Annotated in this window: 26 protein-coding genes; 13 read left to right on the forward strand and 13 right to left on the reverse strand. The window is 36.9% G+C overall.

Features of this window, described 5'->3' with window-relative positions:
• From ACL9RH_RS02960 to ACL9RH_RS02975, 4 genes are read right to left on the reverse strand one after another with little or no spacing between them, the layout of a single operon-like run.
• Complete coding sequence (locus ACL9RH_RS02960) at window positions 1–1053, reverse strand: NAD(P)/FAD-dependent oxidoreductase (protein ID WP_422691845.1); 1053 nt, start codon at window positions 1051–1053, stop codon at window positions 1–3.
• A 1-nt stretch (window position 1054) separates the two neighbouring features.
• A complete protein-coding gene (locus tag ACL9RH_RS02965; RefSeq protein ID WP_422691846.1) occupies window positions 1055–1621 on the reverse strand; it encodes an NADPH-dependent FMN reductase in 567 nt (188 codons plus the stop codon).
• A 5-nt stretch (window positions 1622–1626) separates the two neighbouring features.
• The gene (locus tag ACL9RH_RS02970) at window positions 1627–2127 is read right to left on the reverse strand and encodes a DUF2480 family protein (protein WP_422691847.1); all 501 of its coding nucleotides are present in this window, start codon (window positions 2125–2127) and stop codon (window positions 1627–1629) included.
• Window positions 2128–2140: 13 nt separating this feature from the next.
• Window positions 2141–2767 (reverse strand): superoxide dismutase, encoded by a 627-nt coding sequence (locus ACL9RH_RS02975; RefSeq protein WP_422691848.1) that lies wholly within the window; start codon window positions 2765–2767, stop codon window positions 2141–2143.
• A 195-nt stretch (window positions 2768–2962) separates the two neighbouring features.
• On the opposite strand from ACL9RH_RS02975, the gene ACL9RH_RS02980 reads away from it, so the two are divergent.
• From ACL9RH_RS02980 to ACL9RH_RS02990, 3 genes are read left to right on the forward strand one after another with little or no spacing between them, the layout of a single operon-like run.
• Window positions 2963–3583, forward strand: a complete 621-nt coding sequence (locus tag ACL9RH_RS02980) for a helix-turn-helix transcriptional regulator (protein WP_422691849.1) — start codon at window positions 2963–2965, stop codon at window positions 3581–3583.
• 24 nt (window positions 3584–3607) lie between these two features.
• Window positions 3608–4249: a hexitol phosphatase HxpB gene (gene hxpB, locus ACL9RH_RS02985; protein WP_422691850.1), complete on the forward strand. Its 642-nt coding sequence runs from the start codon at window positions 3608–3610 to the stop codon at window positions 4247–4249.
• 7 nt (window positions 4250–4256) lie between these two features.
• The gene (locus ACL9RH_RS02990; RefSeq protein ID WP_422691851.1) at window positions 4257–4979 is read left to right on the forward strand and encodes a sterol desaturase family protein; all 723 of its coding nucleotides are present in this window, start codon (window positions 4257–4259) and stop codon (window positions 4977–4979) included.
• Between the two features lie 91 nt (window positions 4980–5070).
• Here ACL9RH_RS02990 and ACL9RH_RS02995 read toward each other — a convergent pair whose 3' ends face one another.
• From ACL9RH_RS02995 to ACL9RH_RS03025, 7 genes are all read right to left on the reverse strand, one after another.
• Complete coding sequence (locus ACL9RH_RS02995; protein ID WP_422692651.1) at window positions 5071–6066, reverse strand: phytase; 996 nt, start codon at window positions 6064–6066, stop codon at window positions 5071–5073.
• Window positions 6067–6121: 55 nt separating this feature from the next.
• Window positions 6122–8932: a TonB-dependent receptor gene (locus tag ACL9RH_RS03000; RefSeq protein ID WP_422691852.1), complete on the reverse strand. Its 2811-nt coding sequence runs from the start codon at window positions 8930–8932 to the stop codon at window positions 6122–6124.
• Window positions 8933–8947: 15 nt separating this feature from the next.
• Entirely contained in the window at window positions 8948–9253 is a 306-nt protein-coding gene (locus tag ACL9RH_RS03005) for a hypothetical protein (RefSeq protein WP_422691853.1), read from the reverse strand.
• Window positions 9246–9827, reverse strand: a complete 582-nt coding sequence (locus ACL9RH_RS03010; protein ID WP_422691854.1) for an FMN-dependent NADH-azoreductase — start codon at window positions 9825–9827, stop codon at window positions 9246–9248. Before ACL9RH_RS03010 ends, ACL9RH_RS03005 begins: the two co-directional genes overlap by 8 nt.
• A 43-nt stretch (window positions 9828–9870) precedes the next feature.
• Window positions 9871–10704: a sigma-70 family RNA polymerase sigma factor gene (locus ACL9RH_RS03015; RefSeq protein ID WP_422691855.1), complete on the reverse strand. Its 834-nt coding sequence runs from the start codon at window positions 10702–10704 to the stop codon at window positions 9871–9873.
• Between the two features lie 91 nt (window positions 10705–10795).
• On the reverse strand, window positions 10796–11506 hold the full coding sequence (locus ACL9RH_RS03020) for a hypothetical protein (protein WP_422691856.1): 711 nt from the start codon (window positions 11504–11506) through the stop codon (window positions 10796–10798).
• A 112-nt stretch (window positions 11507–11618) separates the two neighbouring features.
• The gene (locus ACL9RH_RS03025; protein ID WP_422691857.1) at window positions 11619–12500 is read right to left on the reverse strand and encodes a cupin-like domain-containing protein; all 882 of its coding nucleotides are present in this window, start codon (window positions 12498–12500) and stop codon (window positions 11619–11621) included.
• A gap of 234 nt (window positions 12501–12734) precedes the next feature.
• Here ACL9RH_RS03025 and ACL9RH_RS03030 point away from each other — a divergent pair, with 234 nt between their 5' ends.
• From ACL9RH_RS03030 to ACL9RH_RS03045, 4 genes are all read left to right on the forward strand, one after another.
• Complete coding sequence (locus tag ACL9RH_RS03030; RefSeq protein WP_422691858.1) at window positions 12735–14036, forward strand: Ig-like domain-containing protein; 1302 nt, start codon at window positions 12735–12737, stop codon at window positions 14034–14036.
• 36 nt (window positions 14037–14072) lie between these two features.
• The gene (locus ACL9RH_RS03035) at window positions 14073–16640 is read left to right on the forward strand and encodes a M1 family metallopeptidase (protein ID WP_422691859.1); all 2568 of its coding nucleotides are present in this window, start codon (window positions 14073–14075) and stop codon (window positions 16638–16640) included.
• Window positions 16641–16864: 224 nt separating this feature from the next.
• Window positions 16865–17776, forward strand: a complete 912-nt coding sequence (locus ACL9RH_RS03040; RefSeq protein WP_422691860.1) for a hypothetical protein — start codon at window positions 16865–16867, stop codon at window positions 17774–17776.
• Entirely contained in the window at window positions 17763–18398 is a 636-nt protein-coding gene (locus ACL9RH_RS03045; RefSeq protein ID WP_422691861.1) for an ATP-binding cassette domain-containing protein, read from the forward strand. Before ACL9RH_RS03040 ends, ACL9RH_RS03045 begins: the two co-directional genes overlap by 14 nt.
• An 81-nt stretch (window positions 18399–18479) precedes the next feature.
• On the opposite strand, the gene ACL9RH_RS03050 is transcribed toward ACL9RH_RS03045, so the two are convergent.
• The gene (locus ACL9RH_RS03050) at window positions 18480–19613 is read right to left on the reverse strand and encodes an MFS transporter (RefSeq protein WP_422691862.1); all 1134 of its coding nucleotides are present in this window, start codon (window positions 19611–19613) and stop codon (window positions 18480–18482) included.
• A gap of 109 nt (window positions 19614–19722) precedes the next feature.
• On the opposite strand from ACL9RH_RS03050, the gene ACL9RH_RS03055 reads away from it, so the two are divergent.
• From ACL9RH_RS03055 to ACL9RH_RS03070, 4 genes are all read left to right on the forward strand, one after another.
• Window positions 19723–20088: a winged helix-turn-helix transcriptional regulator gene (locus tag ACL9RH_RS03055; protein WP_422691863.1), complete on the forward strand. Its 366-nt coding sequence runs from the start codon at window positions 19723–19725 to the stop codon at window positions 20086–20088.
• Between the two features lie 124 nt (window positions 20089–20212).
• Window positions 20213–21211: an MsnO8 family LLM class oxidoreductase gene (locus ACL9RH_RS03060; protein WP_422691864.1), complete on the forward strand. Its 999-nt coding sequence runs from the start codon at window positions 20213–20215 to the stop codon at window positions 21209–21211.
• Window positions 21212–21289: 78 nt separating this feature from the next.
• A complete protein-coding gene (locus ACL9RH_RS03065; protein WP_422691865.1) occupies window positions 21290–21841 on the forward strand; it encodes an AAA family ATPase in 552 nt (183 codons plus the stop codon).
• Window positions 21842–21995: 154 nt separating this feature from the next.
• Window positions 21996–22553 carry a DUF6624 domain-containing protein gene (locus tag ACL9RH_RS03070; RefSeq protein ID WP_422691866.1) on the forward strand — a complete coding sequence of 186 codons (558 nt, stop codon included), beginning with the start codon at window positions 21996–21998 and terminating at the stop codon, window positions 22551–22553.
• A gap of 12 nt (window positions 22554–22565) precedes the next feature.
• Here the strand turns inward: ACL9RH_RS03070 and ACL9RH_RS03075 are convergent, their stop codons facing one another.
• Complete coding sequence (locus tag ACL9RH_RS03075; protein WP_422691868.1) at window positions 22566–23708, reverse strand: tetratricopeptide repeat protein; 1143 nt, start codon at window positions 23706–23708, stop codon at window positions 22566–22568.
• Between the two features lie 180 nt (window positions 23709–23888).
• On the opposite strand from ACL9RH_RS03075, the gene ACL9RH_RS03080 reads away from it, so the two are divergent.
• Complete coding sequence (locus ACL9RH_RS03080) at window positions 23889–24392, forward strand: DinB family protein (RefSeq protein WP_422691869.1); 504 nt, start codon at window positions 23889–23891, stop codon at window positions 24390–24392.
• Window positions 24393–24459: 67 nt separating this feature from the next.
• Entirely contained in the window at window positions 24460–26235 is a 1776-nt protein-coding gene (locus ACL9RH_RS03085; RefSeq protein WP_422691870.1) for a S41 family peptidase, read from the forward strand.
• The last annotated feature ends 98 nt before the right edge of the window (window positions 26236–26333 follow it).

Raw genomic sequence — 26333 nt, forward strand, 5'->3', positions numbered from 1 at the left:
TTAGCCAATCGTTGCTACTACTTGTTTTTCGGCTTGTTTTTTTGTTCCGTCAAAACCTTCAATTCCGCTTACCGTTGTATATTTTAATACAAACTTTTTATGAGGATTAAGTCTTTGATAAATGCTCTGACAGGCTATGGCTGCTTCATGAAATCCGCAAAGGATCAGTTTCATTTTATATGGATAGGTATTAATATCTCCAACAGCGTAAACACCGGGGATATTAGTCTGAAAATCGGTACTGTTGTCTACTTTTATTGCATTTTTTTCAAGTTCCAGTCCCCAGTCTGCAAGAGGCCCAAGTTTAGGAACCAATCCGAATAAAGGAATAAAATAATCAGTTTCTATGGTTTGAACAGAGCCTTCTTTTTCAATAACAATTTCTTCCAACGAATCATTTCCTTTCAGTCCAATAACCTCTGCGGGAGTTATAAGATGGATCTTTCCTTCATGTTTTAATTTTTTCACCTTTTCTACCGAATCCAACGCCCCTCTGAATTCGTTTCGTCTGTGAATTAAAGTAAGTGAAGAAGTTATTTCCGCAAGATGAATGGCCCAATCTAAGGCAGAATCTCCACCACCGGCAATGACAACACGTTTGCCGGCATAATCTTCAGGATGTTTTACAAAATAGCTGACTCCTGAATCTTCATATTCAGAAATATTTTCAATGGGAGGCTTTTTAGGTTCAAAACTTCCTAAACCGCCGGCGATGATAACCGCTTTTGCTCGGTGTTTTGTTCCTTTATCTGTAATCACTTCAAAAAGATTTTCTTCCAGCTTCAGTAGATGAATCGCTGTTTCATTGAAGGTAAAACCTGGTTCAAACTGTTTGATCTGTTCATAAAGATTATCAACCAGCTCTCCGGCCAGTACACTTGGAAATCCAGGAATATCAAAGATGGGTTTCTTGGGATATAATTCTGATAACTGGCCGCCCATTTGGGGTAATGCATCAATGATGTGACACCGCATTTTAAGGAGCCCGGCTTCAAAAACTGTAAATAACCCTGCAGGGCCGGCACCAATGATCAGTATATCTGTTTCTATCATGTTAAGAATGGTTTATGGTGATTTTTTCTATTTTTTTAGTAGTGGCAATATCGATGAGTCTATTAAATTTATCTGTATAGAGAGACGAAATGGCCTTTCTATCATCATCGAATAAAGAAGATCGAACAATAGGAACACTGAAGGGGAGTGGCCACGCTCTCAGGGATTTTGCCACCGCATCCATAGCATTGATTCCCTGCATAGCCTGAAGACCATCTGCCCAACAAACAAGTCCTACAGTCTTATCGGTGAGATAAGGATCATAATTGTTGGCGGTTACTTCAAGCCAGTCCAGACAGTTTTTCATAACGCCTGGGATTCCACCATGATAAAGCGGTGCCAGCCAGAAGTGAAGCTCGGCATCTCTAAACATTTGAGTCATGCGCTCTACTGCCAGTGGTGTTTTGGTAAGAGTAACATCAAATAAAGGAATTCCAGAGTCGGCAAGGGTAAAAATATCGGTATGGATGCCCAACATTTTCAGACGTTCTGCTAAATACCCTGAAATAGTTCCTGAAGTAGATTCAGTTCTTCTTTCCAGAGATCCGTTGAATATGATTGCTTTCATGTTGTTTATGTTTTGAAAATTACTTTTGGAAGACCTATTTCTCCATACATCAGACTTTTAACCAAAGGTTTCAGAAGTCCGGCCGCCAGGAGATAAAGGGCAGGATCATGATCTGCATTAGCTCTTACTACTACCTTCTGGTTTTTAAAGTGTTTAAGATCTGCATAGATCAGACGTCGTTTCCAGAGATCAAGAAGAATGGTTTCAGAATTGTTTAAATCTACGTACGCGGCATACAGCGATAATTTTTCCATCAGAAACATATAGGCCCATGGCGGGATGATCGCTTCAGTAGAACAGATGATGCCCACTGCTTTTTCGTTGTAAATGGAAAAATCCACCTCTGCAATAGATGCCTTAAACTCCTTCTCCTTGACAATCATTCCCATAAAGAGGTGGTCTTTAATATCCAGCTCCACTATTTCGGTCGTAGGTTTGTAGTCTAAAAGATCAAGAGCAATAATGCCCGAGGTTTTTGCTTTGTTAATGAAAATTTCCTGATTCATAAGAGGATGATTATTATCGTACTTTTAAGAGCGCTTCTTCATATTTTCTTTCTACAGCAGACCAATCCAGCACAGACCAGAATTTGTCGAGATAATCTGCTCTTTTATTTTGATAGTTTAGATAATAGGCGTGTTCCCATACATCAATTCCAAGAATCGGAAAACCTCTGTTCATTGAAAGTACATCCATCATAGGGTTATCCTGATTAGGTGTAGAACTTATAGCCAGAGATCCGTTGAATTTTACATAAAGCCAAACCCATCCGGAACCAAACTGAGCCAGTCCGCTTTTTTTCATTTCAGCTTTAAGAGTTTCAATATTTCCAAAAGTGGATGAAATAGCATCGTTAAGTGGTCCTTCAGGATGTAATTTTGGCTTTGGAGAAAGGATTTCCCAGAATAAAGAGTGATTGTAATGGCCGCCACCATTATTTCTTATCGCAGGGCTGTATTCACTGATTCTTTGTAACAAAAGTTCCAAATCGGGATGAGTCTCATTGGTTTGCTCTAAAGCAGCATTCAGATTATCAACGTAAGCCTGATGATGACGTTGGTGGTGGATGGTCATCGTTTCTTTATCTATAAAGGGTTCCAATGCATCATAAGCATACGGTAACTGAGGTAATGTAAATGGTTTCATTGCATTTATTTTTTTGATTAATGTTGGACAAAGGTAACAATATATTTTAATAAAACAACTTTTTGGTTGTTTTATATATTTTGGAAAAATACTTTATAAATAGCTGTAAATAATTGATTTAAAGTGTTTGGGTAAAGATTATAGAAAATGACTATATTTGTTGTTGAAAAATAAAACAACTTAAAAATTGTTCAAATGAAAAAGCCGGCAGCGGATCGCATTTTGATGTTTTTGAAAATGAGGGGAGAAGCTACATCACTCCTTATTTCCGAAGAACTGTCCATTACAAAGGAAGGTGCGAGAAAGCATTTACTTAACCTGGCGGAAGAAGGACTTATTCAGCCTTCTGTAAAAAGTGAGGGAGTTGGCCGCCCAACAACCTATTATACGCTCACAGAGAAAGGATTGGCGCAGTTTCCGGATACCCATGCCGATGTTACCGTTCAGCTTTTAAGATCAGTAAAAAATCTGCTAGGAGAGAACGCATTAGATCTGTTGATTACCGACCGGGAAAAAAATACACACGATCGTTATGAAAAGGCTCTTTCAAATGCAAAATCTCTGGAAAAACGCCTTGAAGTACTTACCCAAGCCCGAACCAAAGAAGGATATATGGCAGAATGGAAAAAAGAAGGAAAAGAATATTTCCTGATTGAAAATCATTGTCCAATATGTGCTGCTGCTACAGAATGCCAGGGATTCTGCCGTGCAGAACTGTCAAATTTCCAGTCATTAATCGGGCCGGAATATACCGTGGAAAGAATAGATCATATTATTTCCGGAGGGCAGCGTTGTGTATATAAAATCAGTCAGTAATCCATCATATACTTGTATTGAAAGATGACTTTGAAAGCGATAATTTTTGATATGGATGGTGTGCTTGTGGATTCTGAAGGATTCTGGGTAAAAGCAGAAATGGATGTATTTTCATCCTATGGCGTTCAGATAACGGATGAATTAGCCGCGCAAACCAAATATATGACCACTCAGGAAGTGACTGAGTTTTGGTATGAGAAATTTCCATGGGAAAACCTGAATGTGAGTTCAGTAGAACAGGAAGTTGTCTCAAGAGTGATTGACATGATACATTCGGAAGATTGTGCTATGGATGGTATAAAGGAATTTATCAAAACGGTTAAAGAGAAAGAATATAAGGTTGGATTGGCTACCAACGCTCCTTTACGGGTGGCTGATGCTGTTTTGGAAAAACTTCAGATTCGTGATTATTTTGATGCCATTCATTCATCAGAATTTGAAATAGAAGGAAAACCACATCCTGCTGTATATCTTACGTCAGCAAAAAAACTGGGCGTGGAACCCGAGCATTGTATTGCCATTGAAGACAGTTATTCCGGGCTGAAAGCAGCAAAGGAGGCAGGGATGAGGACGGTTGTTTTTACCAATGACAATGCAACCCTGGATTTTGATCTTGCCGATTTTAAAATATTGAATTTTAAAGAAACCCTGTTATCCGTTTTATAATGCATCTATGAACTTTAATGAGACTGATTTTTCTGATTATATCAATGTGTTTTGGCAGTTTTCCTGGCCTCAGTGGATGATATTCAGTCTTATTATGAATGGTCTCCTGTATCTTTTTTCAATAGGCTTATATGTTTTTATTGACAAAACCTGCCAGAAAAACCAGTTGCAGGAAGAGAATCATCCTATTACAAAATCAGACTTTTACCTCAGTCTTTTTACTGTATTCTGTAACAGTCTTGTGATGTTAATTGGAGCTTTTTTATGGAAAAATGGCTGGATTGATCTTGGAAATAAAATGTCAATAATTCAAATCTTCCTGGAAGTAATCGCTTTGTTACTGCTGATGGACCTTTTGATGTTTTTTTTTCATTACACAGCCCATATGCCTTTTGTATACAAAATATTGCACGGAAAACATCACGAACATGTAAGCACCAATTTCCTGAGTCTTTTTGTTCTTCATCCTCTTGAAACAATTGGTTTTGGATTGATGATGCTAGTTGTATTGATGACGCATGATTTTTCTGTTATTTCTATTACCGTTTACCTGTTGATCAACTTGATTTGGGGAACAGTAGGCCATTTGAACAGAGAATTTTTCCCCGCTTGGTTAGATCGCTTTTTTGTCGGAACTACAAAATTTCACAACGATCATCATCAGGACGAGACGAAGAATTTTGGATTCTATACTTCCATTTGGGACAGATTGTTCGGCACTTACAAATAAAGCGTCTGTTATACTATTTTAAAATAGAAAATTGCCACAAATTCACAGACAGCGAAAGTGAATTTGTGGCAAATAAAAGTAAAAGTAAAATTTATTTTGGCTGTTTTGATGCCTTTATTTCTGACTGAATTCTTTTTTCGATTATTCTCCAGTCGTATAAATGAAATATCCTGCCGTTACTCATTGCGACAAATACACCTTTAGGAAATTGCGGGCCTAAGTTGACGTTTGTTACCTCAGAACCGTCGCTTTCCAGAGTTGAAACCGGTATTTCTGCAATTCTGCCTTTTGCCGGGTTTTCTCGCAGATAAACATTAAAAGTATCATTCTGTTGGTTGGAGACCAGAATATATCCTGCTTTTTTAGAAGTAGGATAGATGGAAATTCCTTCTACATCAGAAGTGAAATCGCCCTTCCCAAAAACCGAAAGTTCTTCATTCCCTTTCGCCGGATCTGCATAATACTGGTGAACTCCAAACTGCTCATCAGAATAATAAATATAGCCCATTTCGTCATCTACAGCAATGCTTTCAATTTCTTTCAGGCCGCTGTATTTTCCAAACTTACGGACAACTTCTCCGGTTACAGCTCCATTTTTTTCAGAAAGTTTATACTGCCAGAGATAGCCTTCTTTAGGACCTGATTTTCTTCCTACAACAGCAAAAATTTCTTTTGTTGCTGGATTTTTATACATGGAAATTCCCATAGGGCCGCGTTCTGTTTCACCATCAAATACCGAAAATTCTCCAATTTCTTTCAGTTCAGGAAGAGAATAGAGTTTCACTTTGTTGGTTTCACGTTCTGTAACCGCTGCGATATCCGTACTTTTTCCGTTCAGGATGAAACCATATTCAATATCAACGTTGTTGGGACGCTTAAGGCCGGAAACTTTACGAATAATCTTTCCCTGAAGATCAAAAGCATACAATCCACCATCTGTGTCTTTATCTGTTCCGATGATGATACTTTTAGAAGTGTCTTTCGGATTGATCCATATTGCAGGATCATCGGTATCATGAACGACAGTTTCTGTAATAACGGTTGGTTTTAGTTTTTCTCCTGTCTGATTCTGTCCTTTGCAGTTCATCACAAAAGGAAAAATGGCAAGTGTTGCTATATAATAAGTTATTTTTTTCATGTTTTTAAAAATCAAATTTTACCCCCAGCGTAAATCTTGGTCTGTAGTATTCTGCCTGTGCTGTTCTGCTTGGGATTCCCTGATAGTATCTTAACGGCTGATTGGTCAGATTATTGGCTTCTGCAAAAACTCTCAGCTGGCTGGTAATTTTATAGGAAGCGTTGGCATCAAGGAAAAACTGCTTGTCGTAGTAACGGTCGTCAAAAGCCTTTCCGCCTAATTCATCAATATAATGAGAAGCATAATTCATAGAGATTCTTGCTGAAAAACGTTTGTTCTCCCATGAAAGCGATCCGTTGAACATATGGGGTGCGGCTCCCGGAAACCCTACATCTGATCTTTCAACTCCTTCTTCATTGGTAATTCCTTTTGCTTTTGAATGGGTATAAGTATAGTTCACATATACTCCCATGCCTTTCCAGAATGCTCCGGGAATAAAGTCCAGCTGTCTTTGTAAAGCAACTTCGAAACCATAGATGTCTACATTATTACCATTGCGTTGCTGAGTGAATTTCCAGTTGCTTTCTCCTGCCGGGATAGGGTTGGATTGTCCGGCGAAATCGTTGGCAAAGTCATTAGCCGTATAATTTCTTCGGGAAAAAGTATAAATAAAGTCTTTCAAATTCTTATAAAAAACTCCTCCGGAAAGAATCCCTACAGATTTGAAATATTTTTCTGCCATGAAGTCGAAATTGTAAGCGTAAGTAGCTTTCAGATTAGGATTTCCTGCTGAAACGATTTCATCTTCTGAAATAACATTCAGATAAGGAACCAATGAATAGTAGTTCGGACGGGCGAGAGCCGTTGTAAAGGCTGCACGAAGTACAAGATCCTGTACCGGAACATATTTGAAGGAGATATTCGGAAGTACGTTGGTGTAGGTATTGGTATTAGTGATCTTTCCCACGAGGTCACTTTCGTTCAGAACATAATTTCCTGTATAATCAATGGTCGTGCTTTCAATACGGGCTCCTACAATCATGGAAAGTTTATCATTGAAATCCTGATCCCAACGGATATATCCTGCATAGATCTGTTCTTTAGCATTATAATTGTTTGAAAGGAATTTCGAAGGCTTCAGCTTACCATTAAATAAACCTGAGTTGAACAAATCCAATCCTCCCAGATACGCAGGGTCAACAAACGTTCCCGGAACATAATTTCCAGCCTGGAAGTTTGTTCCATCGTGATAAACTGTCGGCACCGAAAGCAGACTTCCCATTCCGCCAATAGGTTCAAAGGCGTAAAAATCATTATTTCTTTCCTTCTCCTTCAAACGCATGCGGAATCCGGTACGAAGTCTTCCTTTTTGATCTTGGATAACGGAAAGAGGAAAGCGTACATTGACTTTAGCACCAAATTCCTTTTCCTGTGTAAAACTGTTGGCATCTGAAAGATCACTTAGCTTATAACTTCCTAAATTATCTGCTGCCAGAAGGTTAATGATAGGTTTTCTGGGATCACTAAGATCCGGCGAGAAGTTCATCTTGCTGTTTTCAAATTCTATATAACGTTGGTGAGGCTTGTCTTCACTGGCTATAGCGTAGTTCATAGACCAGTCCAGATCTACTTTTGAACCCAGTAAATGTTCTCCTCTTAAGGCATAGTTCTGAACTTTCTGCTTTTCAAGACGGGTATTGTCGTTGTCTGCATCTCCGCCTTTCACTTGTCTTGTGATGCTTCCTTTCCAGCCTGTAATTTCAGACTCATCAGTATTATAGACCGGTTTTATTTTATAGCCGAGAGCAAAACGGTTTTCTTTGTCATTTCTGAAGTTGTACATCGCTGAAGCGTAGATCTTGTTTTTGGAATTAAATTCATAATCCATATTAAGATCAAAACTGTGTCTAATACGGTGTTCATTATAGTAACGAACTCCCATTTTGCTTATATATGCTGTTTGAGCCTTATCATTTGCCTGGCTCCATACAGGTTCTATATTATCTGATCCAAAATTATTATTGTTGTAAGAAAAACTGAATACCGCACCCAATTTCTTATTTAAAAAACGGTTACCATATACCAATCCAGCAGTATAATTTCCTTTCTCTCTGATGGGGTTATATCCTCCGGCAAGGGTGGCAGAAATTCTCTGTCCGTTAGGGGAAGCTCTGGTAATAAGATTTACGGAACCCCCAATTGCATCGGCGTCCATATCAGGTGTTAAGGTCTTATTCACCTCGATGGTGGAAATCATATCAGAAGGAATCAGGTCCATCTGCACATTACGGTTGTCACCTTCAGCAGAAGGAATTCTGTCTCCATTCAGGGTTACAGAGTTCAGATTGGGAGCAAGACCTCTGATGATAAGGTTTCTTGCTTCTCCCTGATCATTTTGAATCGTAATACCGGGAACTCGCTTCAAAGCATCTCCGATATTGGCATCGGGAAAACGGCCAATTTGATCCGAGGAAATAACATTAGTGATATTGGCATTGTTTTTTTGCTTATTTAAAGCTCGCGCCTGGTTTTTTAATGTTGCTCCGGAAACCACAATGGCAGCAATACTTGTTTCTTTTTTATCGAATACAATATTTTGCTGGGTATTTTTTTCAGATTCTATGGTAACATTATATTCATGAACGCCGTAGCCCAAATAATCTACCTTCATGGTATACTGACCGGGAGGAACGCTCAGGAAAACAAAATTTCCGTGTTCATCGGAGGTGGTATAAATATTTCCCGGGCTTAAAGATATTTTAGCTCCCGGAAGAGCAATTTTAGCGTCATCATTGATGTTTCCTGAAAGAGTTCCGGTTTGTGCATAGAAAAATATAGAGGCACAAAACAAAACAGATGTAAAAATTTTCTTCACTTTCTTTTGATTAGATTAAAAACAGAACAAAATTAAACGTCCGTTTGGAGAAAGAGTTGAAGCAGAGGTTAAGGTTATTTTAATAATTGTTAATATAAAGCAAAAGATTTGAATTTCAGGGGCTTTTTGGGTATTGTCGTCTCCTTTAATAGTAAAAAATCCTGCAGTTTTAAGCTGCAGGATGAGTAAAGTCATTATTGGGTTTTTATTGAAGGAAGATTTGTGATGATCAGTCACTTTCCGTCTTCCTGTACACAGGTGATAAGAGAAGAGAACTGATGAGTTGGGCTTTCCAGAGGAACCGTTGCATTCGTCATTCATTGAATTGTTTTACAATTTCAGCCTGTTGAAAAGTTACCAGCTCTGCGATTCTGGTTTCAATCACGGTTCCGTCTAATGGAAAATAGCAGATATCGGTAATTCCCATATGATTAAGAAGCTGTGTAATATGGATTTCCAGAGGATTTCGTTTTTCCTGAAGAATACCGCCCATAGAGGAAATAACATAAGCCTTTTTATTCTCCAGTAATCCCTTTCGGGTAATGTTTTCTGTAAAGGTTTTCCTTGTTCTCACGACCAAATCAAAATAAGCTTTTAATGAGGATGGGATCCCGAAATTGTACATAGGAGAGGTAATTAGGATTTCATTAGCCTGGTAAATTTCATTGATCAGCTCATCGGAAAGGCGTGTACTTTCTGCTTCGGGAATTTCACTGAAAAATGCATTTACCGTCTGTTCATTGAGTTGAGGAACAGGTTGTCGCGCAAGATCTCGTTCAATAATGAGTCCATCCGGATTTTTTTCTTTCCATTCTTTCATCAAATAATCTCCTAATGAACGGGAAAAGGAGTTTTCTGTTCTGACGCTGCTGTCGATTCTGAGAAGTGTGTTCATATTTTTTTCTTTAAAGACACACAGCTTTCCGTGAATGTGACAGTTATTGCAGTCTTTTTAATTTTTCAGGATCTACGATAGAATAGATTTCACGGATGAATCCCTGGGAATCAATATCCAGAATGTGACAGTTATAAATACGGTCTTCCCGCCAGAAACAAATGGCCGGTTGGTGATTGAAAGTATGGAAAGTATGAGGCTTGTTCCCCAGAAACTGCTGTTGCACATAGGACAGAAGTTGTGCTGTAGCAGATTTTCCGACTTCAACCGCTTTAACTACCCGAATGCGTTTTCCTCCATCTGCTGAAATTTTTATATCATCAATAAGCAGTTTTTCAATAGTGACGATATTTCCTTCACTCAATGCCAGCTGGTATTTCTGGAGGATGTCTGTACCGGAAGCCGGTTCTATATGGTCCGGTTTGTACTGTATATTTTCCAGTTGCTTTGCTGCGCGGCTCAGTAATTTCCGTGAGTTTTCTGCGGAGATATCAAGAGTGTCTGCAATTTCCTGGTGAGAATAGTCAAAAGCCTGCCTGAGGATATACACGGCGCGTTCTCGGGCATTCAGTTTTTCTAAAAGTACCAGTAGCGTATAACGCGCAGTTTGTTCTCTGATGAGTTTATTTTCTGCATTTTCAAAAGAAAGGGGCTCGGGCAGCCATTCTCCGTAAACCATCTTTCTGGTGTGCCTGTTTTTAAAATTAATTGCATGATTGATGGTGCTTTTTATCAGAAAATTCGTTTCATTTTTAATTTCAGATTGATCCAAAGAAATATATTTTTCTATCACATCCTGTACCAGATCCTGTGAGTCTTCGTAAGATCCTGTGATATTATAAGCATAGGTGAGCAGCCTTTTGTAAGTTTCCTGCATGATATTTCTTTTTAAGACAAACTTAGCAAAGAAAATGTGACAAAAAATAACGACTGAATTTTTTAGAAATATAATTCATATTACATTCCGCTTAAATAGAATTAGTTATATAGTAAAACTGTGTGGCAAAAAACAGTAAAGTAAAAAACCAAATCACATAAGGATGATGAGGGAAGTTTTCTCTCAGAATATAATGGAGCGCCTTTAATAATTGTATCATCCCAATCAACAAAATGATCAGAACTATAAGAAGGACTATCATAAAAGTCCAATCGCCTGTTGTGGAACGCGAAGGTTTGAAGTGGTCGAGATAAGATTGAATATCCATAGTCTCTCCTATAAACATGATAGAGAGCGTGCCTATGAACACCGGGGTATATGTATATACGGTGGTATAAATAAAGGAAAAAAGCAGGGTCCGGAAGGTTGCACTGTTGACTTTTTCTTTTTTGTATGCCAATAAAATAACAGTGAATAATACCGCAGTAAAATTATTGAGCAGAAAGATAAATAAGGCTTTTTCGACCATGGTCACTCCTTTGATATCGGAGATCATACTATGCTCTCCGCTGTAATCCATTAAAATAATAGAGATGATAACCGAAGTGTATACCGAAAGTTTGATAGGGGAGAGATAATCATGGAAGCGTTCGGTTTCTTCCTTTTCCATTTCTTGTACAGAAAAATCATAACACCGTCTTGGTTCCTGAAATAATTTGAATATCGTTACAGGAACCAGCAGTATTTCAATAATAATTTGCAGACAAAGCTTCTCAAAGCTGTCAATCAGTTTTTCAAACATAGGTGTTTTTTAATTCCGTGCAAATTAAAGAAAATTTAGATTACAGGGAAAATAAAACTGTTGGGCTTTAAAAATCAGATATCTTGTATCAGATTACGAAGTTTCTATTTGCTTATTTGGGAAGTCCTTTTTTCAGGGCAATATTGGCTCTTTCAACGGCCTTTCTTTCCTTCCAGTCCATATACCTTTTTTTGTATCTGCCTTTCATGAAGTTATCAAAATTACGTTGAACAGTCAGGTTCCAAAGAGAATGCGCTTTTACGGCCCAGCTTTTGTCCCATGCACGAAGAGAAATAGAGAACGATCCATCCAGGTATTTCATCCAGTGCCACCAGCCGGTTGGCATGAAAAGAGTATCTCCATGTTCAAGGAAACATTCAATACCTTCAATACCGTCAAGTGCTGGGAATTTTTCAAAATCCGGATTCGCAATATCATAATCTTCTAATGCATAGGTAGCATAAGGAAGTTTGTAAAGACGTGTTTTCCACTTATATTCGAAAAGAAGGACGTGCTTTCTTCCGTTAAAATGGGTATGGAAGATATGAGGCATATCAATATCATAATGAAGGAACGTTACAGAACCTTTTCCTCCAAAAAACATACTTGGATATTTATCTAAAAATCCTCCCATCAGGTTTTTGGGTGGGACATAATCTTCCAGTAACTTCGGAGCGAATTTAATAGGATCAAAAAAGAAAATTCTCAGGTCTGTAGGTTCCTTTTGAATAAGGTCTACATAATCTTTGAACTTCATTTTTGTAGTCGGGGTATTGATGGGAGCTGCAGGATCGGCTTTCGCACTATCATATAAAGGAACTTCCACATCACCTACGACCTCTTTCATGTACTCCATTGTCCATTTTTGATACGCAGGCCACTTTCTGGCCATATTCTTGATTACCACTGGCTTACATGGCTTTAGATATTTTTCACGGAAATCTTCTTGTGAAATATCATCTACAACATCAATTGGTTTAAGGACTATTCCCATTCGTTTAAATTATTAAGCTAAAGTATTAAATATTTATGAAAATTAATGGATAGAATTTAAATTATTTGGAACTAATATAAATAATTGAAAAAATGAGTTCTTTTATCAATATTATAGACTAATATAAGACGTTTTTTAAGCTTTTTAAGATGAAAAGCAACAGTCTTTTCAGGGAAAAATAAAATTTGTCCACAAGTATATTTCTGTGTATACTTGCTGAACCTAAAAAAAACCATGAAAAGAATTACTTCATTTATTTTCGCACTTGCATTTGCAGGGGTGCACGCACAGAATTCAAATACCATATTTACTTCAGATATTGATAACTTCTGGAATGCTTATGACCAGATTAAAAAAACTGACGATTTTTCTAAAAAGCTCAACCTGATCAACGAATTGTATATCAGTAAAGGAACAAAAGGGCTCAAAACCTTTATGGAGGTAAGAGAATACTCGGATACTGTTTTTGTAAGAGTAATAGATGGGTACCCAAAGTTTTGGAATTCCATTAGACCCAATACGCTGAAAGTAAAAGAGAAGATAAGTGAGCTCAATAAATCTGTTACGAAATTAAAGGAAATATATCCCCAACTGAAAGATGCTGAAATGTATTTTACTGTTGGAGGCCTCAATTCCGGAGGAACGGTCAGTAAAAATATGGTGTTGGTAGGTACCGAAATTGCAACGGGGACTCCGAATACTGATGTTTCTGAGTTTAAAAATGGATGGCTCAAAGGCGTATTTGCCGAACAATCACTGGATAATATTGTCTCTTTAAATATTCACGAATATATCCATACTCAGCAAAACGGAAGAAGCAAAAGGGTTTTGAACCACAGTATAAAGGAAGGATCATGTGATTTTATTACGGAATTGGTCATGCAGAAACCTCTTCGTACCAAATATTTATCTTACGGAGCGGCTCATGCAGACCAGCTTAAGGCTTTATTTAAAAATGATATGTTCAGTACCAATTCTACCAACTGGCTGTATAATGGAAGAAAAAGACCTGATGCCGCAGATTTAGGCTACTATATAGGATATGAGATTTGTAAATCCTATTATCAGAATGCTAAGGACAAAAAACAGGCAATAAAAGATATTATTGAACTGAATTATAATGACGATAATGCCGTAGAAGATTTTCTGGCCCGATCAAAATTTTTTAAAGAAAAAATAAACAAAGAAAAGCTGCTTAAAGAATACGAAAAAAGTCTGCTTTATGTTGTAAAAACAGATCCTGCAGTAGGTTCAGAAACAGTGAGCCCTGCCACTAAGGAAATAAAAATTACTTTTTCAAAAGAAATTGTGCCCGATCATTATTCCATAGAAACTTCAGAAAAAGGAAAAGAAAGCTTTCCGCTTGCCAAAGTCATAGGATTGGAAAATAATAATATCACATTGGTTTTGGGAATGGATCTTCAACCCAATAAAACCTATGAGTTTGTTCTGTCAAATAAGAAATTTGAATCTAAAGATGGCTATCCTTTGAAAGACGAGAAGTTTTTGATAACATTTAAAACGGCAGAAAAATAGAACGCTTATTCCTGTTTCAATGCTTATATTTGATCTATGAAAACAGGTGTACTAGCATTATCTTTTGTTATTTTCAGTAGTGGTTATTTTGCACAGACAAAATTCCAGACTAAGATAGAACCCGGAGTATCATATGAACTGGCTCAGTTGAGAAAGAGTATATTAAGTGATATTAAGTATGATCTCAATCTGAAAATCCCCGAAAGCAAAACCGACAAAATTTCAGGAGCAGAAATCGTTTCTTTTCAATATAAAAAGAAGAACAATTCTCCTTTAGCTTTAGATTTTAAAGAAGAAACTACTTCGCTGATCTCTGTATCGGTGAATGGGGTGACTATAAAACCTGTTTTTGAAAACGAGCATATCATCATTGATGCTCAATATCTGAACTCAGGATTTAATCAGATTCACTTTAATTTTCTTGCCGGAAATGCTGCATTGAACAGACGTGATGGTTATCTGTATACTTTATTTGTCCCGGATAGGGCACGAACGATGTTTCCATGTTTTGACCAGCCCAACCTGAAGGCAAAATATACTTTATCATTAACAATTCCTGAAAAATGGAATGCTATTGCGAATGGAAAACTTAAAAATACAAGGGTAGAAAAAGGAACCAAAGTGTTGGATTTTGAGGAATCGGACCTGATCCCAACCTATCTTTTTTCTTTTGCGGCAGGAGATTTTAAAGCTTTCACAGAGAAAATTGATAAACAGGATTCTAACATTCTGTATCGGGAAACAGATTCCGTCAAAATTAAAAACAGCATGAATTCTATTTTTTCACTGTACAGAAACTCTCTGAACTATTTTGAAAAATGGACTCATATTCCGCATCCTTTTCAAAAACATGGAATGGTTGCCGTCCCCGATTTTCAATTTGGAGGAATGGAGCATCCCGGAGCCATTTTATTTCAGAATTCCACCTTGTTTTTAGATAAAAATGCAACCCAGAATCAGTTAAATAACCGTTCCAATCTTATTGCTCATGAAGTGGCCCATCTTTGGTTTGGAGACATGGTGACCATGGATTGGTTCAACGATGTATGGATGAAGGAGGTTTTTGCCAATTTTATGGCTGATAAAAGTACGGGGGCTTCTTCTGATAAAAGCGTTTATGATCTGAAGTTTTTAACGACACATTTTCCTGCAGCCTATTCTGTAGACCGTACTTTGGGAGCCAATCCGATTCGTCAGATTTTGGATAATCTTCAGAATGCGGGGATGATGTATGGCCCTATTATTTACAACAAAGCACCTATTATGATGCGTCAGCTGGAACTTTTAATTGGTGAAGAAGATTTTAAAAAGGGAATTGGAGAGTATCTTAAAAAATATGCGTACAGCAACGCAACATGGCCGGATTTGATCGATATCCTGGATCAACATACGCAACAGGATCTGCAAACCTGGAATAAAGTCTGGGTGAATGATCCCGGAAGACCTGTTATTAATTATAAAGTGAAATATAATGGCGATAAAATCGAAAGTTTCACAATATCTCAACATCCGGAATACGGAAAAGAACAGAAAATATGGCCGCAGGAGTTTGAAGTAAGCTTATTTTATCCCAATAACAAGATCGAAAAAGTCAATGTAAAACTATTGAAAGGACAACAGGAAATCTCTGAATTGAAAGGAAAAGCAAAACCTCTTTTTGTTCTACAGAATTCGTCTGGTATCGGGTATGGAGTTTTCAATACGGATGCAGCGATGATGTCTGATTTTTCTGTGGTAAAAGATCCTATCAACAGGGCGAGTGCTTACATATCTTTATATGAAAATATGTTGGGAGGTTCAGGAACATCACCTCAGGAACTCTTGAATTTTTATACCGGTCAGCTTCAAAAAGAAACGACAGAACTTAATCTACGTTTGATCACAGGTTATATTTCTACGATATACTGGGATTTTTTATCCCAAAATAATAGACTGAAAATATCCGAAGACTTAGAAAATACAATCTGGAAAGCCTTACCCAATCAATCCTCCAAAAACAATAAGAAAATTCTGTTTGATTGCTATCAGGGCATTTTTCAAAACCGCCAGGCGTATGATAATTTGTATACCATCTGGAAATCCCAGACTCCACCACAGGATGTTTTGCTTAATGATGATGATTTTACAAATCTTGCCCTTGCGTTGTCACTTAGAAATGCAGATAACCGTGATCTCTTGCAGGAACAGCTGACGAGAATCAAAAACCCGGATCGCATCAACCGTTTTAAAATCATTATGAAAGCAGCTTCTTCAGATCAACAGATCAGAGATGAGTTTTTCAAAGGACTTTCAGAAAAGCAGAACAGGTCCAATGAATCGGCTGTTGGTGCAGCATTAGCCTATCTGCATCATCCTTTGAGGCAAAAGACTTCTATGCCTTATCTTCCTAAGTCTTTGGAACTTTTGCAGGAAATTCAAAAAACCGGAGATATTTTCTTTCCGGATAATTGGCTACGATCTACATTCAGTACCTATCAAAAACCAGAAGCTTTGGAGATTGTTAAGAAATTTTTAGATCAAAACCCTAATTATAATTCAATTCTTAAGAATAAAATCTTACAGGCAACGGATAATCTGAAGCGAGCTCAGGTATTGGCCAAGTAAAACAGAGATAGTTTGTATTAAAATAGGTTGACATAAAATTAGATAATATTTAATCCGGAGAAGTATTTATTTTCTTCGGATTTTTTATGCACTTTATCGGGAGTTTGCCTATTAATAACTAGGTATGGACTTTTTGTATGTCATAAAAACTGTTAAATAAAACCGTGTTTTTTTTAAATAGATTTCCAATTTCATATCTTGTCAACGAGAACATAGTAACCCTTTTGAAAAAAATAATCAACCATTTAAAATTCAGACTCTTTCAGAGTTTTAGACTCTTAAACCTGAACCCGAGAGTAAGTATTCCGGCTTTGGCTTTTTTTATGGCTTTGATCCTGATAAAATTGCCGGAGAAGTACTATTACCCGCCTGTATTTTTTATTCTTACCCTCTTGTTTCACTACGAAAGAAAAGATATTCCTTTTCTTAGAAAAGTATTTGTAAATAGCTGGCGATGGATTATTGTTTTGGAAGCTTTTTTTATCTACAATATTTTGCTGTTGGGAAATATCTATTATACCTTTGATGAAGTATGTTTTGGAGGCTATATTTTGATTGCATTACTGGCTTTTATCACTCCAAAAAACAATCCATGGAAGGCACTGCAATGGAACTTCATCCCCAATGATCTGTTTGAATGGAAAAGTTTTTTAAGAAAAAATACGTGGGCGGGCATTTTGGGGCTCTTTGTTGTTATGGCTTCTGCCTATACCTCTGCTACATTGATCTTTGTGGGATTGTTTATTCTTGATTCTATATCACATATTTACGAACCCAATGAAAATAAAGAAATGCTGGCTATGTATTTCAAAAAGTTTCAGTTAAAAGAAAAAATAAGAAGAAACTCACTGTTTTTTAATCTTCTTCTTTTACCGGCTTATTGCATATTTCTGATTCTGAATCCAGCCGAAAGTTTCTATCTTCTGTACTATTTTGCGTTCATGAATCTTTACTTTCTGCTGATTATTACCAGAAAATACAGACAATACCACTATAAAGAAAAAAATAATTATTTCAATATGGGAGTTTATATGGAATACGTGATATGCAGTATCGTCATCATCCCGGCCATATTTTTACTGAGAAAAAATATAAAAGACGCTACCCAAAACATCGAAACCTATGTTGGAGATTAAAAATGTAAATGTTGATTTTAAAAATCAAAAAGTTCTAAACAACCTGAATCTATCTATAGAAGAAGGATGTATACTGGGAATACTTGGTAAAAATGGAGCAGGGAAGACGACTTTGTTTGAATCTCTCTACAAAAGTGTTCCGTTTTCCGGGGAAATGATCTGGAAAAATGAACGATTGCAACGTAAAATGATTTCTTATCTGGAAACAGAAAACTATTTCTATCCTTACATTACAGGAGAGGAGTATCTGTCTTATTTTACTTCAGAAAAAGAGGGAGAAGTTGCAAAAGTTATTGAAAAATTCAATCTTCCCTTGAAAAAATATGTACAGTACTATTCCACTGGAATGAAGAAAAAACTGGCTCTTATTGGGATGCTGATGTTGGATAAACCTATTAATATTCTTGATGAACCTTTCAACGGAGTAGATTTTGAAGGGGTACATGTTCTTTATGATATTATCAGCCAGCTGAAATCGGAAAATAAAATTGTGATCATCAGCTCTCACATTATTGAAACTCTTTTTCATACTTGCGATAAAATAGCATTTCTACAGAATGGTGGCATTGAAAAAATATACAGTAAGGAAAATTTCAGCGAATTGAGCACAATGAAATTTTGATAAAGTATAAAGATAATCGCTACGAATACACCAGTAAAAAATATAGGTGTATTCGTGGCGGAAAAATAATTTGCACTCAAATTATTGTAGCTTTTTTCTGATTATCAAAGTTATGAAGGCGAATGCCATGAGGATGATACTCGACCAGGCGATGCTTTCAATTCCAAAATGACCCATCCAGAATCCACCAAATAAAGTTCCTGCTGTTACAGCAAAATTTCCACAGGAGGTAAAAATACTGTTAATAAGTTCAGAAGAACAGGAAACAGATGAGGTCACATTAATATTACTGATCAGAAACCCTCCCGAATGTACCAATCCCCAAACTCCGGTTATCCAGATGATAGGCGTAAAACTTTTACCATAATACCAGACCAGTATATGAATAAAAGATAACAGGATAAGGAAAATACAGCTAGTGTGAAAAGGGAATCGGCTCATATAATTTCCCGCTATTTTATTGCCTGCAATTCCAACAGTTCCAAATAAAAAAAGCATTATACTGATCTGTTTTCCATTCATCCCCGAAACGGTTTTTAAAAAATCAGCCATAAAACCATAGGTAGAATACATCGAGGCAATTGTAAAAAAGGCAATCCATAAACCTATCCGTAGGTTCTTATTCTGGAATATCTTAAAATTGAATGCCGCTGCAGATTCGTTTGTATTTTTTATATTGGGAAGGAATAGCTGAACGCCTATCATTGCAACCATATTTATTACTGCTGTAAGGAGGAAAGAAGCCTGCCATGAGAAAAGATCAGCCATTAATGTAGCCATCGGAACTCCCAGAACAGTTGCGATGCTTAGTCCAGAGAAAATAATACCTACAGCTTTGGATCTACGTTCTGGCTTTAACGTTTTTTCTGCAATAGATAAAGCTATGGACCAGTACACAGGATGAAAAAATGCAGGAATCATTCGTACTAAAAGCAATACATAGAAATTGTTGATATAAATGGACAAACAATTAGTGGCAGCGAAAATAAAAAGAGCTGTAACCAGAAGGTTTTTCCTCTTAAAAGAAGAAAGTAAGGAAACCATAAAGGGCCCGAAAACGGCTACCACTAAAGCAAAAGCACTTAATAACCATCCTGCTTTATCAACCGGAATATGGAAGGCTGAAGCGATTTCTGGTAATACTCCAATTACCCCAAATTCGGTGGTTGTAATTCCAAAAACACCCAACGCCAGCACATAAAGATTTCTGTTCATATTCATAATTTTTTTTGCAAATTTGCAAAATGAGCTATCAGAAAGCGATATACTTACTTTTTAGTTCTATACTTACCTTTTTGAAAGTGTTTAAATAAAAATAATTTTTATGCCTCAGTTTTTCCATGATAAAAGACTTTATTATACGCCTATAGAATTCGCTTTAAGTCATATTGGTGGAACCTGGAAGATGCCCATTTTGTGGAGATTGCAGGAAAAACCACTTCGCTTCAGTGAACTGAAAAAAGATATCCCGCACATTACAGATAAAATGCTGACCAGCCAACTTCGTGAGTTGGAAAGTAAAGAGATGATTCATCGTGAAGTATATCCCGTTGTCCCTCCAAAAGTGGAATATAGCTTAACGGAAAAGGGTAAAAAATCTATTCCTGTGATTGAAACAATCATGAGTTTCGGATATGATCTCATACAAAGTGAAGGGATCGTTTTCCCACCAAAGGAAGATCGTGAATAATTGGAAAACCATCTTTTTCATTGTATTTTCCAATCATAGCATCAGATGATTTGAGTTAAGAATATTTCCGGATGGCTCTTTTTTTTTATAATTTCACATTACCTGAATATAAATCAGTCTTAATATGATGAAGTTGAAATTAGGAATACTGGACCAATCGCCCATAGCCATGGGAAGTAATGCAGCAACAGCATTAAATAACAGTATTCAGCTTGCTTTATTTGCAGAAGAAATGGGATTTCATAGCCTAATGTATTCTGAACATCATGGAGTAGAAGCATATGGAAGCTCCAGCCCGGAATTGCTTTCTGCCATTGTTCTTGGTAAAACAAAACACATAAAAGTAGGTACAGCCGGTATTATGATGAGGAATTATTCTGCTTATAAAATTGCAGAGTGGGCAAAGATGTTGGGAACTGTGTATCCCGGACGTTTTATGCTAGGATTGGGAAAAGCTCCGGGTGGATTAAAAGATGCGGTAATGGCACTCAACAATCATAAATTAACCGTTCTTTCTAATCAGGAAACCAAACTGGAAGAAACGATTCAATTTTTAAAAGAAGAAAAAGGAGTGTATGAAGGACTTATTGCTCAACCCAAACAGGTAAAGGTTTTACCGGAAATTTTTTGGCTGGGTTCCGGAGCAACTTCTGCTAAGGAAGCTGCAAAACATGGGATAGGATATTCTTTTGCCGCTTTTATGAATAGCGAAACGGGCATAGAAAATACAGAAACCTATTTCAAAGAATTTGATTCTGATCAATATAGTTCTCAACCCGCTTTACAGATTGCTGTTGCCGTTTCTATTGCCGATACTTTGGAGCAGGCAAGGGGCAATGCGTATGGAATGGCTTATCAATTTTTGCAGTCGAGACAATTGGTGAGCCCAGACGTTCTCCTTCCTCCTGAAAAGGTTGAAGAGAAGATTTTAGGAACTCAAGAGGAACAGGATTTTTTTACTGTTCTTAACCGAATTATTATGGGAACTCCTGAGACCGTTTATGGAAAAATCCAACAGGTTGCAGAGCAATATAATACAGATGATATCCTGATATTATGCAACATGTATAAAGAAGAAGACAGGATCAATACGTACAGAAATATTATTATTCAAAATACATAACGCACATCATCATTAAGAAATAAGGTTACATTCCTGTTGACGTGAAGTTGTGCTTATCCGAAACATTATGTAATTCCAATGAAAAAATTATGCATTATTACCGGCGGACCTGGAGCCGGGAAAACAACTTTACTTAATGAATTATCCCGTCGTGGATTTATAACGGTTCCGGAAGAGGGACGCAGAATAATCAGAGAGCAGATAGACACTCATGGAGAAGGTTTACCATGGAAAAATAAAGAATATTTTGCAGAATTAATGTTTGATGCTTCTGTGAAAATATTTCAAAAAATGAGAGATTCTTCATCTTCGGAAATTGTATTCTTTGACCGTGGAATTGTAGATACTTTAGGATATCTCAATCTTGAAAATATTCCCATTCCTCATGAAATGAGAGTAAAAGCCAAAGAAATGATGTATCATAAAAGTGTTTTTATTCTCCCGCCATGGAAGGCTATTTATGAAAATGACGAGGAAAGAAAACAAACCTTTGAAGTAGCAGAATCTACTTTCAACCATATCAAAAGGATTTATCAGGAATATAGCTATAACCTGGTTGAAGTTCCTAAAGCAGAAGTCAGTGAAAGAGCAGATTTTATTCTCGATTTTATCCGAACAGAAGTTTTTTGAATCAAATGTTTTTGTAATTTGGATCACTGAAAAAATGGATTGGAGGATATCGCTGGACCAAATTTCATTGTAACCTGCAAAGAGAAAAGGTCATCAGTTGTTATTATAGGCAGACTTTGTAGAATTATGCAACTATCTTTAAAAAACTATAAAAATGAACGACAGACTGGCCCAGGAATTAATGAAACTTGCCAATCACGATCTGGAAGTAAGAGAAACGCTTGCTACTGAAGGAAAACTTTCAGGAGGATATCACCCCGATATGGAAAAAGTTCATCAGGATAATGCGCAGCGGCTACGTGAGATAATAAAAGAGATAGGATTCCCAACCATATCAAAAGTGGGGGATAAGGCAAGTGATGCAGCCTGGCTTATTGTTCAGCATTCCATTGGAGAACCGGATTTTATGAAACAGTGTTATGAAATGATGAATGAAAACAGAAGTGATATGAATTTGAAAAATATTGCTTACCTGTATGATCGTATTCAGGTATTTCAAAGTAGACCACAAAAGTATGGAACGCAGCTTATTCCCGAAGGAATTTATCCCGTTGAAAATATAGAGAACCTTAATCAGGAACGGGAAACGATGCATCTTCCGCCGTTATCTTCTGAAAAAATAAGTAGAATCCCTTCCCCGGAAAATATTCCTGAAATAGATGCAAAGGATGAAGGATATACCATATGGAGGAAAAAAGTAGGCTGGATATAAATGTTTATAACCTTATTTGACTGTAGCTGACATTGCCACTCTTTCTCTGGCATACTCAATCTGTTCCTTTTCTTTTTCCTGATCAGGTTTGTTTTTAAGATACATCTGATAATAGATTACTGCGTTTTTACTCTGTTTTAAATTGAGATCATAAAGCAGGCCCATGCGATAATAAATCATATTATTCTGACCAAAGGTAAGTCCTCTTTTGTAGGCTGTCAATGCATCATTGTACTGATTTTTATCTTCGTAAATACCAGCCAACGCAGCATAATAAAGTGGAGTATGATCTGAAATAGCTTCATCAATCGTTTTCTGGGCGTATAGACATGCTTTGTCATAATCTTTCAGTTCCCGGTAGCTCAGTGCCATATAATATAAAGTTCCCTCGTTCTGAATTCCCAGATCTTCCAGAATTTTATACATATTGATACACTTTTGGTAATCTTTTACATAAAAATAAGCCTGTCCTATATCATTGATTATATTGGGATCTGCATTTATTTTCAGGAGTTTTTCACCAATTTCAATGACTTCCAGATATTTTCCGAGCAGATTGGATATGGGAAGTTGAGCCTGCTGCAGAGTGAAATTTTCAGGATCAGCTGAAATAGCTGTTTTGAGTACGTCATATGCTGTTTGATACTGTTTCAGTTCACGGTAAACCTGGGATAGATCATAGGCGACATCAGGATCAGTGTTTTTGAGAGTATTGGCTTTTTTGAGATACTTTAATCTAGCTTGAGTATTATCTTCATAACCTGCCAACTGTTTATAGGCATTGAAATTCAAACTGTCCAGCCCAATGATCTGCTGAAGATAAGATTTTGCCTTCGATGCATTGCCCCGTCTGGAACTAATACTTGTCAGACTGAACAGTGTAGATATATGATCAGGTTGAAGGGTGTTGATTTTCAGATAGCTTTTTTCCGCTTCAGGAAGTTTCCCTGCCATCATATTACAGTACGCAATTTGGCTTAATGCTTTTATATCCTGTGTGTTTTCAGTATAAATGCTATGCAGATAGCGGGCAGCATCGTCATAGCGCTGATTCTCATAATATTCAAGGAGTTTTTCTGTATCAATCTTGGCAGACTGGGCGTGTATGTTCTGATAGCTCAATACTGCCGTACACAAGCAAATCCAAATTTTCATCAGTATTATTTTTTAACTAAAGTATCAGATTTTTCATACGTTTCCAAATTTAATACTCCCTTATGTGTGATTTTTTAATAATTTGAAGAATTTATATTGAAAACAAGGATGTTCTATTCGGGGATTTCTTATATTCATCCCAACAAAAACTGAGTGTTAATTTGATTAATAGTAAAACAAATGGAAATTAAAACGGTGAAATCCTTCCTCGATTATTATGAAAAGATCAGAGAAAGAACAAACAGAATTATAGAAGTAGTTCCTCCTGAGCATCTTAATTTTTCCTATAAACCTGGAAAATTTACCATTGGAGATCAGATCAGGCATATTGCCGCTATTGAGCGTTATATGTATGGAGAGACAATTTCTGGGAGAAAAAGTGCTTATCAGGGGTGCGGAAAAGAATTGGCAGACGGATATGAAAACACCGTGAAATTTTTTAATGAAATGCACAGACAGACGCTGGAAATCATCAGTAATTTATCCGACGAAGATCTTACCCGCAAATGCTTAACACCCGCTAACAGCGAAATTTCAATCTGGAAATGGCTCCGGGCAATGTTAGAACACGAGATTCATCACAGAGCAGAAATATATATTTACCTGAACTTGCTGGATGTAAAAACACCTCAGATCTATGGGTTTTCAGCAGAAGAAGTACAGGAGATGAGTGTAAAACTATAGCGTTTCAAAAAATAGAGGAGTTCCTATGATTGGGCTTAATTTGTATATTAGCCGTATAAAAATGACAATGACCAAGCCTTTTATTATTCCTCTTTTATTCTTCATCAATTCTGCATGTGCACAAACCAATACTGAGCTGAAACCGGGAGATACCCTGAAATATTCTCCCCGTTCTGATAAGCCTGCCTGGATTGCTGTTCAGTCCGGAGATGCCAATCTTGCGGTATCTTTGTTCATAAACGGGAAAAAGATAAAGGAACAGGATGATTCCCGAGGAATAAAAAGTGTGGAGAGGTTGTACTTTTCACCGGAAAAAGGCAGGAAATATGAACTCAGAATCTGGGCTAAATCATACCTTGAAAAAAGTAAACCTGTCCAAGTTTCGATTGTTGAATCTAAGAATATTCAGGTTTTAAAAGATCAGTTTACCCCAGACCAGTTTGTGGAGGACCTTCATATTTTCCACTCTATAAGAGATAAGGCAAATTCCGGATTATATGTTTACAGAAGCAAAAAACAGATCGACAGCATTTACCAGCAGGCAGAACTCGAAGCCCAAAACTGTAAAACAATCTTTGATTTTTATAAAGTAATCGCTAAACTGACAGGTTTTGAAGGAAGTTGCCACAATTATACGGATCTTCCCAATCACGCTTCTTATTACCTTACCCAGAAACCGGAATATCTTCCTGTTACATTAAAAAATATTGACGGACGTCTGTTGCAGGATTCAAAAGAGGTTGCAGTGCCTCTTGGTGCAGAAGTGTTATCAATTAACGGAATTCCTGCGAAAGAAATGATCAGTCGTTTTTCTCAATATTATTTTTCTGATGGATTTTCTGCGCCTTACAAAGAAACAACAGGATTTGAGAGAGGAATGCTGGATAAGTTTTATATAGAATTTGGAACTCATAAAAATTATAAAATCAGTTATCGCTGGAATGGCAAAATCAATGAAATTTCTTTACCGGGAATATCACTGGATAATGCTAAAAAACTTCAGGAATCCCGTCATTCGCTTTTCTTCGACAAAAAACTGTTGTCAGAAAAATATAGCTTTACCAAAGAAGGAGAAGGCATGTACCGTTTATCAGTGAGGGGATTTGATTTTGCAACAAGTAAAGATGATCCTGCGTACAAAAAGTTCAGTATTTTTCTCGATCAAATGATCAATACTCTGGAAAAAGAAAACGTTAAAAACCTGATTGTCGATTTGAGAGGAAATACGGGCGGAACCGGAGCTCTTTATGAAAAAGTATTTTCCTATCTCGCACCAAGACCTTTCCGTGACAGTCACTATGCTTACACCAACTTCAATGAAGTTCCTATGGAGGAAAAACTGATCATCACGCCACTATTTCTTTCCAATGGAGTAACAGATAAAAAAGGGTTAAACACCTATTTAAAAGATCTCTATCCTAAAGACGTTCAAGGGAAATATTACTGGGCAGATGACAAAAATCCTTCTATTCTTCCTAATGAAAAAACATTTAAAGGGCAGCTTTATCTTTTGGTAGATCAACGGGTCGCTTCTGCGGCTTCACATCTTGCTTCTCTGATCAAATCTTATACGAATGCTGTTGTTATAGGTAAAGAAACGGTGGGGGGATATTATGAACACAATGGACATTTGCCTTTGGTGTATGAACTTCCCAATACAGGAATACAGACCGGTTTTTCTATTGTTCATGTTATTCAGGATGCGCAAAATCTTCCGGATCAGAAAAAAGGGCAGGGGGTAATTCCTCATGTTGAGGTTCATCAGACGGATCAGGAGTTTTTAGAACAAACTGATGTTTATTTAAAAAAAGTAGGGGAACTTCAAAAGCCGTCAAAAGTTTAAAATAGGTTGTAATTGGTAATAATTCAAAGAGTTATATTGAATGGAGCCTTTTATATACAACGAGTATCTTCACTGGTTTTAAATAAGTTTAAATTTTA

It is taken from the genome of Chryseobacterium sp. Mn2064 (assembly GCF_049319685.1).
GTDB lineage: Bacteria > Bacteroidota > Bacteroidia > Flavobacteriales > Weeksellaceae > Chryseobacterium.

Coding starts and splice junctions, on each gene's coding strand:
- ACL9RH_RS02960 (WP_422691845.1), bottom strand. CDS start 1,053: ATGATAGAAACAGATATACTGATCATTGGTGCCGGCCCTGCAGGGTTA.
- ACL9RH_RS02965 (WP_422691846.1), bottom strand. CDS start 1,621: ATGAAAGCAATCATATTCAACGGATCTCTGGAAAGAAGAACTGAATCT.
- ACL9RH_RS02970 (WP_422691847.1), bottom strand. CDS start 2,127: ATGAATCAGGAAATTTTCATTAACAAAGCAAAAACCTCGGGCATTATT.
- ACL9RH_RS02975 (WP_422691848.1), bottom strand. CDS start 2,767: ATGAAACCATTTACATTACCTCAGTTACCGTATGCTTATGATGCATTG.
- ACL9RH_RS02980 (WP_422691849.1), top strand. CDS start 2,963: ATGAAAAAGCCGGCAGCGGATCGCATTTTGATGTTTTTGAAAATGAGG.
- hxpB (WP_422691850.1), top strand. CDS start 3,608: ATGACTTTGAAAGCGATAATTTTTGATATGGATGGTGTGCTTGTGGAT.
- ACL9RH_RS02990 (WP_422691851.1), top strand. CDS start 4,257: ATGAACTTTAATGAGACTGATTTTTCTGATTATATCAATGTGTTTTGG.
- ACL9RH_RS02995 (WP_422692651.1), bottom strand. CDS start 6,066: ATGAACTGCAAAGGACAGAATCAGACAGGAGAAAAACTAAAACCAACC.
- ACL9RH_RS03005 (WP_422691853.1), bottom strand. CDS start 9,253: ATGAATGACGAATGCAACGGTTCCTCTGGAAAGCCCAACTCATCAGTT.
- ACL9RH_RS03010 (WP_422691854.1), bottom strand. CDS start 9,827: ATGAACACACTTCTCAGAATCGACAGCAGCGTCAGAACAGAAAACTCC.
- ACL9RH_RS03015 (WP_422691855.1), bottom strand. CDS start 10,704: ATGCAGGAAACTTACAAAAGGCTGCTCACCTATGCTTATAATATCACA.
- ACL9RH_RS03020 (WP_422691856.1), bottom strand. CDS start 11,506: ATGTTTGAAAAACTGATTGACAGCTTTGAGAAGCTTTGTCTGCAAATT.
- ACL9RH_RS03025 (WP_422691857.1), bottom strand. CDS start 12,500: ATGGGAATAGTCCTTAAACCAATTGATGTTGTAGATGATATTTCACAA.
- ACL9RH_RS03030 (WP_422691858.1), top strand. CDS start 12,735: ATGAAAAGAATTACTTCATTTATTTTCGCACTTGCATTTGCAGGGGTG.
- ACL9RH_RS03035 (WP_422691859.1), top strand. CDS start 14,073: ATGAAAACAGGTGTACTAGCATTATCTTTTGTTATTTTCAGTAGTGGT.
- ACL9RH_RS03045 (WP_422691861.1), top strand. CDS start 17,763: ATGTTGGAGATTAAAAATGTAAATGTTGATTTTAAAAATCAAAAAGTT.
- ACL9RH_RS03050 (WP_422691862.1), bottom strand. CDS start 19,613: ATGAACAGAAATCTTTATGTGCTGGCGTTGGGTGTTTTTGGAATTACA.
- ACL9RH_RS03055 (WP_422691863.1), top strand. CDS start 19,723: ATGCCTCAGTTTTTCCATGATAAAAGACTTTATTATACGCCTATAGAA.
- ACL9RH_RS03060 (WP_422691864.1), top strand. CDS start 20,213: ATGATGAAGTTGAAATTAGGAATACTGGACCAATCGCCCATAGCCATG.
- ACL9RH_RS03065 (WP_422691865.1), top strand. CDS start 21,290: ATGAAAAAATTATGCATTATTACCGGCGGACCTGGAGCCGGGAAAACA.
- ACL9RH_RS03070 (WP_422691866.1), top strand. CDS start 21,996: ATGAACGACAGACTGGCCCAGGAATTAATGAAACTTGCCAATCACGAT.
- ACL9RH_RS03075 (WP_422691868.1), bottom strand. CDS start 23,708: ATGAAAATTTGGATTTGCTTGTGTACGGCAGTATTGAGCTATCAGAAC.
- ACL9RH_RS03080 (WP_422691869.1), top strand. CDS start 23,889: ATGGAAATTAAAACGGTGAAATCCTTCCTCGATTATTATGAAAAGATC.
- ACL9RH_RS03085 (WP_422691870.1), top strand. CDS start 24,460: ATGACCAAGCCTTTTATTATTCCTCTTTTATTCTTCATCAATTCTGCA.